General features: G+C 37.5%; 16 protein-coding genes. 8 read left to right on the top strand and 8 right to left on the bottom strand.

Going from position 1 to position 15,561, the window contains the following annotated elements:
• Nucleotides 1-80: 80 nt before the first annotated feature.
• The 3 genes from gndA to CBG10_RS05540 all read right to left on the bottom strand — a co-directional run bounded on the left by gndA (nucleotide 81) and on the right by CBG10_RS05540 (nucleotide 4,609).
• On the bottom strand, nucleotides 81-1,517 hold the full coding sequence (gene gndA / locus CBG10_RS05550; protein WP_094511940.1) for an NADP-dependent phosphogluconate dehydrogenase: 1,437 nt from the start codon (nucleotides 1,515-1,517) through the stop codon (nucleotides 81-83).
• A gap of 143 nt (nucleotides 1,518-1,660) precedes the next feature.
• Nucleotides 1,661-3,142, bottom strand: coding sequence for a glucose-6-phosphate dehydrogenase (zwf, locus tag CBG10_RS05545; protein WP_003664946.1), 1,482 nt, complete (start codon nucleotides 3,140-3,142; stop codon nucleotides 1,661-1,663).
• Nucleotides 3,143-3,430: 288 nt separating this feature from the next.
• Nucleotides 3,431-4,609 (bottom strand): CynX/NimT family MFS transporter, encoded by a 1,179-nt coding sequence (locus tag CBG10_RS05540; protein ID WP_094511939.1) that lies wholly within the window; start codon nucleotides 4,607-4,609, stop codon nucleotides 3,431-3,433.
• Between the two features lie 166 nt (nucleotides 4,610-4,775).
• Between CBG10_RS05540 and CBG10_RS05535 the strand changes: the two genes are divergently transcribed.
• On the top strand, nucleotides 4,776-5,201 hold the full coding sequence (locus CBG10_RS05535; protein WP_094511937.1) for a VOC family protein: 426 nt from the start codon (nucleotides 4,776-4,778) through the stop codon (nucleotides 5,199-5,201).
• A 50-nt stretch (nucleotides 5,202-5,251) separates the two neighbouring features.
• Here the strand turns inward: CBG10_RS05535 and nrdI are convergent, their stop codons facing one another.
• Nucleotides 5,252-5,719 carry a class Ib ribonucleoside-diphosphate reductase assembly flavoprotein NrdI gene (gene nrdI / locus CBG10_RS05530; protein ID WP_019251998.1) on the bottom strand — a complete coding sequence of 156 codons (468 nt, stop codon included), beginning with the start codon at nucleotides 5,717-5,719 and terminating at the stop codon, nucleotides 5,252-5,254.
• Between the two features lie 111 nt (nucleotides 5,720-5,830).
• Nucleotides 5,831-7,174, bottom strand: a complete 1,344-nt coding sequence (locus CBG10_RS05525; RefSeq protein WP_094512005.1) for a hemolysin family protein — start codon at nucleotides 7,172-7,174, stop codon at nucleotides 5,831-5,833.
• A gap of 157 nt (nucleotides 7,175-7,331) precedes the next feature.
• On the opposite strand from CBG10_RS05525, the gene CBG10_RS05520 reads away from it, so the two are divergent.
• From CBG10_RS05520 to CBG10_RS05500, 5 genes are all read left to right on the top strand, one after another.
• A complete protein-coding gene (locus tag CBG10_RS05520) occupies nucleotides 7,332-8,195 on the top strand; it encodes a P-loop NTPase family protein (protein WP_094511936.1) in 864 nt (287 codons plus the stop codon).
• A 17-nt stretch (nucleotides 8,196-8,212) separates the two neighbouring features.
• On the top strand, nucleotides 8,213-8,737 hold the full coding sequence (locus CBG10_RS05515) for an NAD(P)H-binding protein (protein WP_094511934.1): 525 nt from the start codon (nucleotides 8,213-8,215) through the stop codon (nucleotides 8,735-8,737).
• Entirely contained in the window at nucleotides 8,700-9,281 is a 582-nt protein-coding gene (locus tag CBG10_RS05510; protein WP_019252002.1) for a DUF1836 domain-containing protein, read from the top strand. Before CBG10_RS05515 ends, CBG10_RS05510 begins: the two co-directional genes overlap by 38 nt.
• 67 nt (nucleotides 9,282-9,348) lie before the next feature.
• Nucleotides 9,349-9,801, top strand: a complete 453-nt coding sequence (locus CBG10_RS05505; RefSeq protein ID WP_094511933.1) for a MarR family winged helix-turn-helix transcriptional regulator — start codon at nucleotides 9,349-9,351, stop codon at nucleotides 9,799-9,801.
• Between the two features lie 23 nt (nucleotides 9,802-9,824).
• On the top strand, nucleotides 9,825-10,550 hold the full coding sequence (locus CBG10_RS05500; protein WP_094511931.1) for a B3/B4 domain-containing protein: 726 nt from the start codon (nucleotides 9,825-9,827) through the stop codon (nucleotides 10,548-10,550).
• A gap of 34 nt (nucleotides 10,551-10,584) precedes the next feature.
• Here the strand turns inward: CBG10_RS05500 and CBG10_RS05495 are convergent, their stop codons facing one another.
• Together CBG10_RS05495 and CBG10_RS05490 are read right to left on the bottom strand one after the other, a co-directional pair.
• The gene (locus CBG10_RS05495; RefSeq protein ID WP_094511930.1) at nucleotides 10,585-11,697 is read right to left on the bottom strand and encodes an AI-2E family transporter; all 1,113 of its coding nucleotides are present in this window, start codon (nucleotides 11,695-11,697) and stop codon (nucleotides 10,585-10,587) included.
• Nucleotides 11,694-12,539, bottom strand: a complete 846-nt coding sequence (locus tag CBG10_RS05490) for a sugar phosphate isomerase/epimerase family protein (RefSeq protein WP_094511928.1) — start codon at nucleotides 12,537-12,539, stop codon at nucleotides 11,694-11,696. The genes CBG10_RS05495 and CBG10_RS05490 overlap by 4 nt, the downstream gene beginning before the upstream one ends.
• A gap of 94 nt (nucleotides 12,540-12,633) precedes the next feature.
• On the opposite strand from CBG10_RS05490, the gene CBG10_RS05485 reads away from it, so the two are divergent.
• Nucleotides 12,634-13,545: a hypothetical protein gene (locus CBG10_RS05485; RefSeq protein ID WP_225361472.1), complete on the top strand. Its 912-nt coding sequence runs from the start codon at nucleotides 12,634-12,636 to the stop codon at nucleotides 13,543-13,545.
• Between the two features lie 169 nt (nucleotides 13,546-13,714).
• Nucleotides 13,715-14,422: an MIP/aquaporin family protein gene (locus CBG10_RS05480; RefSeq protein ID WP_094501568.1), complete on the top strand. Its 708-nt coding sequence runs from the start codon at nucleotides 13,715-13,717 to the stop codon at nucleotides 14,420-14,422.
• Between the two features lie 66 nt (nucleotides 14,423-14,488).
• Here the strand turns inward: CBG10_RS05480 and CBG10_RS05475 are convergent, their stop codons facing one another.
• A complete protein-coding gene (locus CBG10_RS05475; RefSeq protein WP_094511925.1) occupies nucleotides 14,489-15,493 on the bottom strand; it encodes a D-2-hydroxyacid dehydrogenase in 1,005 nt (334 codons plus the stop codon).
• Nucleotides 15,494-15,561: the final 68 nt, after the last annotated feature.

Below are 15,561 nucleotides of genomic sequence, written 5' to 3'. Positions count from 1 at the left end.
GTTTCTATGTTCATGTTAAGAAATTTAAAATAAAAAACGACCGAGAACAGATCTCAGTCGTTAAATCAAAATTTATTTGATTATTGTTCTTCGTACCAGCTGTAGTGGAAGTTACCAGGACGGTCAGTACGTTCGTAAGTGTGAGCACCGAAGTAGTCACGTTGAGCTTGAAGCAAGTTAGCAGGAAGCACTTCTGAACGGTATGAGTCGTAGTAACTAATAGCAGCGCTAAGTGAAGGAACAGGAATACCAGCCTTAACAGCAAGAGCAACAACGTCACGAGTTGCCTTTTGGTACTTCTTGGCAATGTCCTTGAAGTAATCATCAAGAAGCAAGTTCTTCAAGTCTGGGTTCTTAGTGAAGGCATCAGTAATGTTTTGTAAGAATTGTGCACGAATAATGCATCCTGCACGCCAGATTTGAGCTAGTTCACCATACTTAAGGTTCCAGTCGTAACGTTCGGAGTCGATCCGCATTTGTTCGAAACCTTGTGCATAACTCATAAGCTTACCGAAGTAAAGAGCTTGACGTACTTTTTCAATCATTTCCTTCTTATCGTCGATTGAAATAGCTTCAGTTTCAACAGGCAATTCCTTACTTGCTTGTACACGTTCGTCCTTCATCATTGAAATGTAACGAGCATAAACAGCTTCTGTAATAACTGATTGAGGAGCACCACCATCAAGAGCAGTCATTGAACTCCACTTACCAGTACCTTTGTTAGCACCACGGTCAAGGATCATGTCAACAATAGGCTTGTTCTTGTCGTCACCAAGGTCATCCTTACGAGTAAGGATATCAGCAGTAATGTCAACAAGGTAACTGCTTAATTCACCCTTGTTCCATTCAGCAAAAGTCTTAGCAATGTCATCAACAGGCATCTTTAATACATTACGCATGATGTTGTAACTTTCATCAATTAATTCTTCATCACCGTATTCGATACCGTTGTGAACCATCTTAACATAGTGACCAGCACCATTTGGTCCAATGTAAGCAACACATGGCTTGCTATCTTCTTCAGCCTTAGCAGCAATCTTAGTAAGGATTGGAGCAACTAAGTCATAAGCTTCCTTTTGACCACCTGGCATAAGTGATGGACCGTGGAGGGCACCTAATTCACCACCGGAAACACCCATTCCAATGAAGTTGATACCAGACTTGTCTAACTTAGCGTTACGAGCCATAGTATCGTGGAAGTTAGTGTTACCACCATCGATTAAAACATCACCCTTGTCAAGTAATGGCAATAATTCGTCGATAAGAGCATCAGTTGGCTTACCGGCTTTAACCATCATAAGAATCCGACGAGGCTTTTCTAATGAGTCTACGAATTCCTTAACAGTGTAGCTAGGTACTAACTTCTTATCGCTGTGGTCGCGCATCATATCGTCAGTACGGTTACGGTGACGGTTGTATACACCAACCGTGAAGCCACGACTTTCGATGTTTAGTGCAAGGTTCTTACCCATAACAGCTAAACCAACAACACCAATTTGTGCTTTTTGATCAGACATTAAAGTCACTCTCCTCAATACTTATGTAATATAATTCACAACCTCGATTATAACAAAAATTAAAGATAGTGCAAACGCTAAACATCAATTTTTATTATAAAAAAGTAATTTACAGCACGAATGCTATAAATTACTTTTAGTAACTAATGATTTAAACGATAAACCCACTTACGTCCATCGCGAGCCAGTAGTTCGTCAGAAGCAGCTGGACCCATGGAACCAGGAGTGTAGTTAGGGAATTGAGGCTTTTCAATATCCCAAAGTTTACGGATAACGTCAACGAACTTCCAGGCATAAGCAATTTCAGCCCATGAGGCAAAGTTTGTATGGTTGCCTTCAAGTGCATCATGGAAAAGACGTTCATATGGTTCTGGAGATTCCTTCTTATCAGAATCACTTTGTAAGAAGCGTAAATCAACAGGCTCTGTTGTGAAGCCTTGACCCGCACGCTTAGCATTTAATTGGATTGCAAAACCTGAGTTAGGTTCAACAAAAATAGTTAATACGTTTGAGTTAAGAGATTGATCACTTTCAGAACGTGGGTTAGCAAAGATATCGATTAATGGCTTCTTAAAGACAACATCAATACGAGTAAATTTGTCTGCTAACTTCTTACCAGTCCGAACGTAGAATGGTACACCAGACCAACGATAGTTATCAAACATTAACTTAGCAGCAACAAAGGTTTCAGTACCAGATTCTGGATCAACACCATCTTCATGACGGTAAGCGTTAGTTCCATCACCAGCATCGTATTGTCCACGGACAAAGTTGGCAGCTGCTTCTGATGGTGTGTAGAGGCGAAGACTACGAAGAGCCTTAATCTTTTCAACTCGAACATCAGCATCAGTAAATGCAACTGGTTGTTCCATTGCTAATTGAGCAACAATTTGCATGATGTGGTTTTGTACCATATCACGTAATGCACCAGATTGGTCATAGTAACCAGCACGTTCTTCAACCCCAAGCTTTTCACTTAATGTTACTTGGATGTTGTCAATGTAACGGTTATTCCAGAGTGATTCAATCATGGTGTTACCAAAACGTAATGCTTGAATGTTTTGAACCATTTCCTTACCAAGGTAGTGGTCAATCCGGAAAATTTGATTTTCACTAAATGTTTGTGATAATTCATCGTTAAGCTTCTTGGCAGATTCAAAATCACGACCAAATGGCTTTTCAATAACAAGACGGTTAAAGCCGTTATCAGTTAATAATCCTTGCTTCTTCAAGTTCAATGCAATGGTGCCGAAGAATTGTGGTGCCATTGACATGTAGAAGAGACGGTTGCCTTCAGCGCCAAATTGTTCATCTAATTCAGCAAGGCGTTGCTTAAGGATTTCGTAATGTTCTGGCTTAGTAACATCATGTGACTTGTAGAAAAAGTGTTTTGAGAATGCTTCTGCTTGGCCATCCTCAGTTTCTGGAATGTTGCTAATAGATTCACGAACGATTTGTTGGAATTCTTCGTCAGTTAATGGACGACGGGAAGTTCCTAGTAATGCAAAATGGTCAGCTAGGTAACCCTTTTGATATAACTTGAACAAAGCAGTATAAAGTTTACGCTTTGCAAGGTCACCAGTAGCACCAAATAATGTAATGACAGCCTTATTTTCTGTAGCCAAAATGTTCACTCCTTCTGAAATTTCAGAAAATTCTTATACCGTGACAATTATATACTCTTAAAGCATAATCTGCACTATCAAAGGAAACGTTTTCTGAGAAGATATCTTAGAAAACGGAAATGGACCATTAACGATAAATGGCTTATTGATTAGTCTTTGGCAAGCGCTTGTCAATTAATGGTCTAGATCAAAAAACTTTTAAAAGAAATTTGTAATTAATTAAAATTGGAACTTACAAAGTTAAACTAAATAAAAAAGCTGAGAAATTCCTCAGCCTTAAAACGTCTCTTACACAAACTGTTTCCGTTCTGCTATTGCACCACAGATTGTAAAAAAGATAGCGGCAATAGCAATTACGACTAAACTTGCGAACCAGTTATGTGTTTGTGAATAAAGGTTACCGACAATGATCGGACCTAATGCAGAAATTAAGTATCCTACTGATTGGACCATTCCAGAAAGATTTCGTGTATCAGCGGAACTCTTGGTCTTTAGTCCGAATAAAGTCATTGCAAGAACAAAAGTGGTAGTTGTACCAGCACCAAGAAATAGGGCAACAAATATATAGTAAACAAGGGAATTTACCGGGAAGAACATCATTCCAGTTCCGATTAAAGAAATGGTTCCCGCAAATAGCATAATTGGTTGCCGATTCTTCATCTTAGTGGCAATTACGGGGATTGCAAAGGCGAATGGCATTGATAATAGTTGTAGTAATCCAGCAACTAGACTCGCATTATCACTGCTTAATCCGGCATCCATGGCAATTGTAGGCAACCAGGCAACAATACTATAGAAGACGAAACATTGTCCCCCAAAGAATAAGAGTAACCACCATGCATTTGCGTTTTTCCACATGTTAGTTCCTCGATTAGTAGAACTACTTTCGTTAATGGCACGTTGATTATAGCGTAAGTTCGGTACCCAGATAATAGCTGTAATTAAAGCAACAATGCTAATAATGATAACAGCTGTTTGCCAACTAGTAGCGTGGGTAATTGGAGTAATTGCGTAAGCGCCAATTGCAGCAAATAAAGTCATTGCGACATTATACATCCCGGTTACACTTCCAATTTGATTTGGTAGTTTATCAGAAATAATCGCAGGTAATAAGACGTTAATGCAAGTGATGGCAGCCCCGACTAATATTGTTCCGATCATTAACGATGAGAAGTTTAAAATTCGTAAATAAGAACCAATAAACATTAAAATCATTGCTAACTCAATCGTTAATTCATTACCAATTCGTTGAGCGAGTGCTGAAACTACTGATGATAGTAATCCGAAACAAAGTAGTGGAATAGTTGTTAAAATTCCTAAGCTAGTAGTTTCAACATTAAAAGTTTGTGCAATGTCTTTAATGACAGATGGTATTGCTGTAATCGGCATACGCATACAAACTCCAAGGAAAAATAGTCCGAGAATTAGAAGTGGGCTATGCTTTTTAATTTTTTCCAAAAAATTCATCCTTTCATCATAAGATTAGCTTGATAATAGACTAGACAATTATATCATAATAGGTCCCTCGTTATGATTAATATCCGGTTAGAAGTGGCTAATCCAATTGGAAGCTAGTTTGACGGAAAGCGATTCAAAATATATAATCAACAATGAATATTTTTGGAGGAACACTATGACGGCTATATACCCATACCTAACATTTGAGAATGCGAAGGAAGCAATGGCTTATTACGAACAAGACTTTGGCGCTCAAATTACATATCACGAGGCTCTGACAAAAGAGCAGGCGGAAAGTCTTGGATTACCAGTTGATCAATTGGACCAGACAACAATGCGTGGTGAATTTATGATTGCTGGTCAAAAAATTATTTGTGCAGATGCAACGATGGGCAATCCCCAAACATCTACGCTAATTTCAATCTTACTTGATTTTGAAGAAGAGGAAGATAAAGCACGTGATTTGTTTAATCGTTTAGCAAAATCAGACAATCAACGTGTGACGGTACCATTTGGTGATTGGGTCCTAAATAATGTAATGGGACAGGTTGTGGATAAGTATGGGATAACATGGCTGATAAGTGCTAATAAACAAGGCTAAAATAAAAGCGACTTGGATTGGATTTTCCAAGTCGCTTTTATTGTTAGCAGTTAAGCGTTAATTTCGCTCCACCGTTTGGCTAAGATAGTATAAATTCGCTCAATATCTTGTGAAGTGCCCCGTAATTCATAATCTGCGAGAAATGGTGCGTCAAAATCTCGCGCATATTTACGAGCAGTTAAGCAATATTGTTCGTTAAAATTCTTATTACCACTGCCTACTACACCGATACATTGTTTGGCATTATCGTTGTAGGCAATGTATTCACCTAATGCATTTGTCATAATTTCAGTGAAACCAGAATCGATCCCGTTACCACCATTTAAATATGTGGGTACGAAAGCAAAGAAGGGTTCTGTCTCATCGGCAGGAAGAGTTTGGTCGCTAACTTCTTTTAATTCGAGAAGTGGACGATCTTCGCTAATACTGTGCTGTTGTTTAGCATATCCCTGCATCCGCGTTAAGAAGGAACGGGTATTTCCCTCAAGCGAGATATAAATAATATTCATTGGTGCCATGTGAATTTCTTCCTTCTAGTTTAGATTTATTTTAATATTACAGAATTATTTTAGTAGAATTAAGGGTTAAATAAAAGGATAATCTTCTTATTGTTGCCAAAATGTAAAGTTTTATTTTGATAAAGTAGTAACGATAAAGCTATCGATATATGAATGACGATAATCTTGAATTTTTAAATCAAGGTTGGCTAGTTTGATCGTTTCCCCTTCATGAATATTATGATAATTATCTAATACGTATCCTGACAAAGTAACCACATCGCTATCTTCAGAATCTTTAAGTTCAACATGGAAGAAGCGTTCAAAGTCATAAATGGTCGTTTTTCCATCAACCTGGTATTGATTTTCACCAATCTTAGAAATCATGTTATCTGAAACATTGTCGATCTCGTCTCTCACCGTTCCAAATAATTCTTCATAAATGTCCTTGTCAGTAATAATTCCGCTAGTACCCCCATACTCATCAACAACGACGACCATCGGCACCCGGGTACTAATCATTAACTTAAGAACTTCGGTGATTGGGGTGGTCTCAGGAGTAGTAGGCATATGACGAAGAACTTTTGCTAGAGAAACATCCCCGTTAATCTGTTTTTGCCGAATTAAGTCATAGTTAAAAACATAACCTAAAATTTTATCCTTATCATTATTAGCAACCACCGGTAAGCGGCTGTATTTCGTTTTAAGATATAGTTTAATCGCGTCATTCACAGTTTTATTGATATCAATAACTGTTAATTGCGTGCGATCAATCATAATATCTTTAGCAACTTTATCGTTAAAGTCAAATGCTCGTTCCATGTACAGCAAATCATTATGTTCAAGTTCACCGCCTTTGACAGCGTTTCGAGATAGGCTAATGATCTCACTTTGCGAAAGGACGTCTTGACTCTCATCAGCTGGCTTCATGCCTAACATTTTGACAATTCCGTTGGCAGAACTATTAAGCAACCAGACGAAAGGATAAAAAGTAATGTGAAAATAGTGCAGTGGGGTGGTAACAAACATCAAAGTCTTAATTGGAATATCAATACTGATGTTTTTAGGTACGATCTCGGTTAAGACCACTTCAAAATATGTTAGAAGAAGAACTCCCACAATGGCACTTACAACATGGATTACACTATTGTTTAGTGACCAGCTTGGCAGCGAAAGAGCATCAGTTAAGAGCTCTTCAATTGTCCCTTCGCCGACCCAACCGAGGATAATTCCACAAATTGAAACTCCTACTTGAGTGGTCGAAAGATATTCCGTTAGATTGGTGACCATTTTGATTGCACGGTTTATTTTCGCAGATGGTTTATCGCGCTTTGCTTGCATTTCTTCTAGGGCCGTTACCCGTGCTTGCACTAAGGCGAACTCGGCTGCTACAAAGAATGCTGCAAAGATAAACGTAATGATGATAATTATAAAATTTGTGAATAGTTGGCCCTCATTCAAAATAACATTCCTCATTTCGATTGGTAAGTACAATTTATGTATATTATTCTACCATTCAAATAAGGCGTTATAAATTAAAGCATGTTAAAAAGAAAGACATGTTTATTTCGTTCATTACCTAAAAAATGATAAGATTAATAAAGGTAGATAGCTTAGGAAAAGAGGTTATATAGTGAGTAGTATTACAATTAATGATTTAGTCTATGATGCTAAATCAGGAGACCAATTAGATAACGTTTCATTAGAACTAAAGTCACCACAAGTAATCGGAATTTGCAGTAACGATACAGGTGCAGCAACTGCATTAGAAGATTTATTATCTGTCCGTGGAAAAATTTTAAATGGGGATGTAACAATTAACGGGGTCCCATTCAAAAAGTATAAGCGTCAAAGCAAAAATGAAATCGGCCGAATTGACGATGTAGTTTTAAAAGGGAAGACAGTGGCGAAAGCTGTTGACCACGCATTACGTCATCGTAAAAATGCTTTGAAGCCAGAACAAGCACTCCAAATGCTTAAATCATTGAAATTTAAACCTGATCAAATGATTGCTGCATTAAGTGAGGCTCAACAACTAGAACTACGGATAGCACTCCTTCTTACTTGGCAATGTTCAATCGTTATTTTGAGTGATGCCTTTGACGGCTTGGAGGAAGATAAACGGCAAATGATTGGTCACCTTGTTAAAGACTATGCTCAAAAGGTCGATGCCTTAGTGCTTTTCACAAGTAAAAATATTTCAACATTGATGCGGTTTGCTCATACTCTTTATTACTTTAATGGCAGTCATTTGACTTCTGCACGTGATTTATCGATGAATGATGGAGTAGATTGTACTGTGACGGTAATGGGAACTGGTTTCCCAATCGACAATGCAGTAAAGCTAGGGGCACACATGTTAGAAGAGGCAGGTAATGAGACCCGTTTCCTTTTCACTGGAAATATTCAAACATTATTGCCACTACTAGAGCAAAGTACCATTACTGATGTCAGAATTGAAGATGCAACGATTGAAGATGAATTGATGGCTTACTAATAGATTTGGAGGTTGTGATGGGTCGAATAGTTTTTATTAGTCACCGGCATGACGATTTAGTACCAACGATTATCAAAAAGGTTCCAGAAGCGGTTGCGCTCACTAGTTTTAAATTTGAAATTCAACGTGGGGATGTGTTGTGTTGGCTTCCTACTGTTAATGAGTATGTAGATGATGAAGTGCAAGAGTTAGCTGAATTGATCGATCATTCACTGTTTTTACCATCAAAAATAGTAATGCTTTCGATTGCAGGAACAGCAGATGATGCGACCAATCAGCAACTACAGGAATGGTATGGACAACAGGCAACTCAGGCGGTCCTTGCTCATCAATATGCGGTTAAAATGATTGATGAATTTGAGTTACCATATACTATTATTAGGGCTTTGCCAATTACTAATGAAGAAACTTCCCTTAAGGTTGTTAGTGAAGGGGAGGCTTTAGAAGGCAAAGAGATTGGATTAGGACAAGTAGCACAGATAATTGAACAAGCAGTTACTACCGATGATTTTCGGAATCAATCGATTGGAATTGCCCCATAAGAAAGCAGGTTGTGATATGGATAAATTAGAAGAATATCAACGATGGCAAAATAATTTAGCACGGGTGCGATTTCCACGATGGAAAGAATTGCCTACACTAGGTTTGTATGTTGACCAGGTGGTGGCAATTGTAAATGAACAATTGAACCATTTGGGAATTGAACCACTTACAAAATCAATGGTAAATAATTATGTAAAAAAGAAAGTTATTCAAGCACCAATCAAGAAAAAGTATGCTGTTAACCAATTAGTAGATCTTTTACTTATTGGATTATTAAAATCAAATTTTTCACTAGATGATATCCGTGCAGGAATTGCCCAGGTTACTATGAATTCTTACCCGCAAGCTGCCTATGACCGCTTTGTTGAAATTTTGAACGCACTTTTAGCTGGAGAAGAAATTCCAAGCAATAACGTGATTAATCCGCAGAATGATCGATTAATGACATTAGCACTGAAATCAGTTTTAACGCGAATGGATGCTGCTCAATTATTAACAGCAATGCAAAAAGTTGCTCAGCCGGCGCCATTGGAAAATAATTAGCTTTGAATGTTTTGTTGCAATTACAACAAAAACGTTTTAATATTGTAGACAAGGAGAATTTTTATCAATGATTGATATTTTACGTGAAATAGGGATGATTGATCGAGCCCTCGATTCGATTGCCAACATTGAGTTCAAGCAAATCGATTTAGCACGTGGTCAATACCTATATGTTGTTCGTATTTATGAGCATCCAGGAATTATTTCAGAACAATTATCAAACTTGATAAAAGTAGACCGAACAACGATTGCCCGTGCTGTTAAAAAGCTTGAGAAAAGTGGCTTTATTGAAAGAAAAAGTGATCCGACGAATAAGAAAATTAAACGACTTTATGTTACTCAAAAGGGGAAAGAAATTTATCCTTTTATTATTCGTGAAAACCAATTTTCAAATAGTGAGGCATTGAAAGGCTTCTCGGAAAAAGAGGCTCAGCAGGTTCATGATTATCTAGTTCGTATCCGGCAAAATATTGATGGTGATTGGGATACCGTAAAGCATGGGGGCAAACGTCAATACTAATTTATAAAGAGGAGAGTATTTTTATGAAGCAAGTGACGATTGATCCAAGTTTTTGGGAACTTTTTCCAGATGCACAAATAAACATCTTGTTTGCAAATGGCATTGATAACCATGATACTGATAACAACTATGATGAACGGAAGAAGCTATTAGCAAATGCTACTCATGAGGCTGATAAGTTTTTAACTAATGAAACTTTTCGTTTGAATCTAGTTGTTGATCAATGGCGTCAAGCATTTCAACAGTTTAAGAAAAAGAAAGGTGCGCGCTCATCAATTGAGGCCTTATTGAAGCGTGCCAATCAAGGACGGAAATTTGAACCAATTGAACCTCTTGTTGATGTCTACAATAGTATTTCTTTGAGCTACGGTGTTCCAGTAGGCATTGAAGACCGAAATAAGATTGCTGGCAACCTTCATTTGGGTGTTGCAAAAGGTGGCGAAGCATTTCGGCCAGTCGGTGCTGAAGAAGATGAACCTGCTTTAGAGGGCGAAGTTATTTATTATGACGATGAAGGTGCTGTTTGTCGTTGTTTAAACTGGCGTGAAGCTCAACGAACAATGTTGACAGAAGATTCTCAAAATGTAGTTGCAGTTATGGAAGCAATTAATCCAGAACAAATTGAACGCGCTAATGAAGCGATGGAAGAATTGAGCAAGTTAATTAACCAGTACTTTGGTGTAAATACATCGCAAGTTTATCGCCTGACTAAGGATCAGCCTGTTGCAGAGGTTCCAGATAATTTATAAAAATGAAAAAATGAGTGAAAAATGCTACGGTTTTTCACTCATTTTTTTGAATTGTTATTCTGTTTCTTGAATCAGCACTTAATAATTTATAAAGGGCTGCAAATAAGGGAACAGTGAACATCATTCCAAGAATTCCGGAAATTCCCCCACCAATAATAACCGCGGCAAATACCCATACACTCGGTAGCCCAATTGATCTTCCAACAACTAGTGGATAGGTAATGCGGTTATCTAACTGTTGAAGGAGAATAATAAAGATCAAGAAAATACCAGCTTGAAGTGGAGAAACAGCAAAGATGATAACTACTCCGACACTAGCTCCAAGGATGGCGCCGATGATTGGGATTAAAGCACCAAATGCAGTTACAACTCCGATCATGGCAGCATAAGGCATTCGTAAGATCGTCATTCCAATAAAACACGAGATTCCAAGAATAGCAGCATCTTTACATTGCCCAACAATATAGTTACTGTAACTTTCATCAAAAACTTTCAGAATTCTAATTATTTGTGACTGGTATCGGCTAAAGTATGTTGAAAGTAATTTAGTAAACTGACGTTGCAACATTTCTTTATAAATCAAGAGGTAGATTGAGAAGAAAGACGCAATAATTGCAGTTGTGGCAGCCGAAAATACAGATGAGGCTGTTGAAATAACCGTCCGGAAAGTTCCACCAACGCCAGACGTAAGATATTTACCAAGTTTATCCCATTGAATTTTACTAGCATCAAGATTATTGATGAAGCCTTTAAAATCACTGCTATGTTCAAAGTAATCGATAAAATGGTTGATAATGTGACTATGATTTGCAATAAGCAGTTTTACACACGTAATAAGCTCGGGAATTACTAGGGCAAAAACGACGGCGATTATTAGGATGATTGTTAAGTAAGACATCACTATTCCAACCGGTCGCTTGAATTTTTGCGCACTTGGTTTCTTGAATAAAGATAGGTAGAGGTGTTCATATTGTTTTAATAGTAAGTTAACAATATAGGCAAGGATTGCTCCTATTAAAAGCGGCACGGTTGCAGAAAAAATTGTTTGGATAAATTTAGCGACAATTTCCCAATAGGTGATTGCTAAGTAGAGGACAAATAGGGCTAATACTAAAGAAATATGACGGCGATTGATATATTGCTTCACGATAACTCTCCTCTATTATTAAGCTTTTGATAAAGTTTAAGTAAATAGTTATGACTGTCGATTTGTTCACGACAATTATTTTGATCATGTAAGTTAATTTCATAAATACTAGTAGCAGCTGGGTTTAAGTGAGGCAGAACATTAGCCCAGTCAATTTTACCGGTGCCGAGAGTAAGACTATCATGAGTTTTGCCCATTGAATCAACTAGGTGATAGTGAACAGTACGATCTTTTAAGTGTTCTAGGGATGATGCTAATTTCTGGTTGTTCCCATGAAGCTCAATAAAACAATGGGATGTATCAAAGGCAAGTCGATAATCATGCGCAAGAATTTCATCTTCTTGAAGAGGATCGCCGTAAGCAAAGACTGGTGCAATTGAATTTTCAAACATGACATGATCACCGCCAGCATCTGCAAAACGATCCAATCGACGATAAACAGCATTTCGGGCGTCTTCTACACTAGGGTATAGTGAAACAAAGTAACGTGATTCAGGACCGGCATAACCACCGTGGACCAGAACTTGAACATCGAGGTCATCGGCTAAGTAAAGGAGTTTTTCAGTTGTAAATTCGATGAAGCGGTATAGGGCGGGGTACTGTTTTTCCGGGGCTACTACCTCTGAATGATGATCTTGAAATTGCATTGGGTGATGTAGAATAATATTTTTAATACCAGCGTCTTTAACGTATTGAATTGCATCATAGAGACGATGATAACCCTCATCAGTAAAGTCGTGAGCATCAGTGTAAAATTCATAAGTAGCAGGATTATATTGTAAGCGATCATCAATTTGGTTTAGTTGACTGCTTCCCTTCAATCCTAATTGCGGTAAAAACATATACCTTACCTCCTAAAAACTAACTACTATCTTTATCTTACCAGATTTTGAACAATTTCTTATGGTAAGATACCATATTAAGGAGGTGTTTCACATGGAACAATGGTTGCCACGTCAGCCATTAATCTTGACACCAACTATTCCATTGATGTGGACAGTGGGATGGCTTTGTACAATGTCAGCATATATTATTTTAGGTGGCCAACCACCATCCCCCAATCAGTTGCAGGACTCTGTTTTACTGGTTTCAGCTGTTATTTTAGTGATGAACATTTATAACCTAATACTAATTTATCAACGATTAGAAAAATATCGAAATCTTTCCACATATGCACCAAGGGCTTTGTTATTAGCTATTATTTTAATTATTTCAATTGTCTTAGCTTGGGGACAGCCTAAAGTAGTACTAATTCCTAGCTACTTAAATATATGGGTCATGATATTTATTGTTTTAAATTGCTTGCAAGCTCTTTTGGGACAATTTTTTGCTCTCCTAGAACGACCGCAATCACGCCGAAGATTTGCTTCAATGTATTGGCCAATAGTAGTTTTATGCGCTGCAGGGATTGTAACTCCACCAAGTTTAGAATTACATAATGGTTGGACTTTACCGTTCATTATTGGTGATTGCATTTTACTCATTTTCTTTATTGCAAGAAGTTGGCAAGAGATGCCAAGAATACTTGTTAAGGTTCCAGCTAATAACAGTATTATCTATGAACTGCTAGTTGGAATTAATCTTGCAACGATAATTTCAACAGTGGTGAGTGGAGTCCTTTTTATTATGTTTAGCTTTATTAATAATGAAATGAGCGGAGTGTCGGCGTCCTTTGCTCTTAGTCCAACAATAAATGGAATTAGTGGATTAATAATAGGAGCGATGCAACGGTATAATAATGATTATCGGTATGGACATGTAAAAGGACATCCACAAAGATATATTTACTGTGGGATTTTCTTGGTGATTATTTTCTTGGGACTAGGTTTTCTTTTAAAGAAAAGCTAATAATTTATGGTAAGGAACATGATTTTTTTGTGTATTAATTTGTAAAATATTGCCGCTATTGAACAGTTAATACAATAAAGACAATAAAATGCATAATTAATGTGTTAGCATTATATGTATAGAAAACGCATACAATTTGGAAATAATATAAAAAGGTTGGTGTTTAGACATGCATGGATTTATTGGCGAATTTTTTGGCACCATGGTTTTAATCCTATTAGGAGCAGGATGTTGTGCTGGTAATAGTTTGAATAAAACATATGGGAAACAAAGTGGCTGGTGGTTTATCTGTATTTCATGGGGCTTAGCAGTTACAATGGGAGTTTATGTTGCAGGATTTCTGGGCTCATTAGGGCACTTAAATCCCGCTGTAACAATTCCTTTTGCTATTTTTGGCTTATTCCCTTGGAGTAACGTTATACCTTACTTACTTGGTCAATTTCTTGGTGCGTTTGTTGGTGCAGTATTAGTAATTATTCAATTCTATCCACAATTTAAAGTAACTCCAAATGAAGAAGAAGGAAATAATGTTGGTATTTTTGCTACTCGTCCAGCGATAAATAGTCCAATTTTTAACTTTTTCTCAGAAGTGATTGCGACCTTTGCATTTATTTTCATCTTATTAAATCTTGGTAACTTTACACAGGGATTGAAGCCATTTATTGTAGGAATGGTTATTGCAGTTGTTGGTACATGTCTTGGGACAACCACTGGCTTTGCCTTGAATCCAGCCCGTGATTGGTCACCACGGTTAGCATATACCATTTTGCCGATTCCTAATAAGGGAGCTTCAGAATGGTGGTATGCATGGGTTCCAATGTGTGGCCCAATTGTTGGCGGCCTCCTTGCGTGTGCTTTACAAACAGCGCTAGTTTAGTAAATGAAAAAGCCCGATTATTAGTTCTATACTAATAGTCGAGCTTATTTAAAATTAAATTAAATTTTAACCAACTTTAACTGGTGTATCAGCTTCTTCACCATTAATTAATTCAAGATTATTATCAAAGGCATTAAGAACCATGTTGCGGACAGCATGAGTAGTATAGAAAGCGGTATGTGGAGTAACAAGGACATTTGAACGATCGATAAGGTCTTTAAGTCGCTTGTCAGGGAACTCCTTGCCACGCCAATCTTCGTTAAAGATTCCAACTTCATCTTCGTAAGTATCCATGATAAAGCCAAAGATCTTTCCACTATCAAGTCCTTCGATTACAGCATCAGTATCAACTAATGCGCCTCGTGAACAGTTAACAATTACAACATTGTCTTTCATTTTAGCAATTGCATCTTTATCAATCATATGGAAGTTCTCTTTGGTAGCCGGAACGTGAAGAGAAACCACATCAGCTTGAGCATATAGATCATCAAGGTTGTCAACGTAATATCCTTGTTTCTTTAATTCTGGATTTTCAAATGGGTCATATGCAATTACCTTAGCACCGAAGCCTTCCATAATTTGCATATAAACACGTCCAATATGGCCAGTTCCGATAACACCAACAGTTTGGTCACGCACTTCTCGACCAATTGTTGGGGCCCAACGTAAATCGCCATTAGCAATCTTTTCATCTAAGACCTTGGTTTGGCGAAGAATTCGGGCTGTTTGAATAGCAGCATGTTCGGCAATTGCGTTTGGTGAATAAACAGGAACATTGGTAATTTCAAAACCAAGTTCTTTAGCCTTAGCCATGTCAATGTTGTCAACACCAACATTACGTAGTGACATCTTTGTAATGCCTTCGTCAGCCAGTGCTTGTAGCGTTTCTGGTGTGTAATCAAGTTGTTGGTAAACGACTACCCCATCAGCTCCTTTAGCTTTTGCGGCAGTTTCAGGAGTTAAGAGTTCATCCGTATATTCTACTTCTACTTCGGGATGATCCTTAGCCCATTCTTTAACGTAAGGTTCTTCATCTTTTCGGATACTAAAAGCAAAAATTTTTTTAACCATAAATATCTATCTTCTTTCTGTATGTGCCAAAAGTGTGTAATTGCTTTCAAATAATATTCTATCTTATA

Origin of the sequence: Limosilactobacillus reuteri (genome assembly GCF_002254085.1) — a bacterium.
Classification (GTDB): domain Bacteria; phylum Bacillota; class Bacilli; order Lactobacillales; family Lactobacillaceae; genus Limosilactobacillus; species Limosilactobacillus reuteri_K.
The sequence above is the reverse complement of the archived record's forward strand: the minus strand, read 5'-3'. Positions and strand labels throughout refer to the sequence as shown.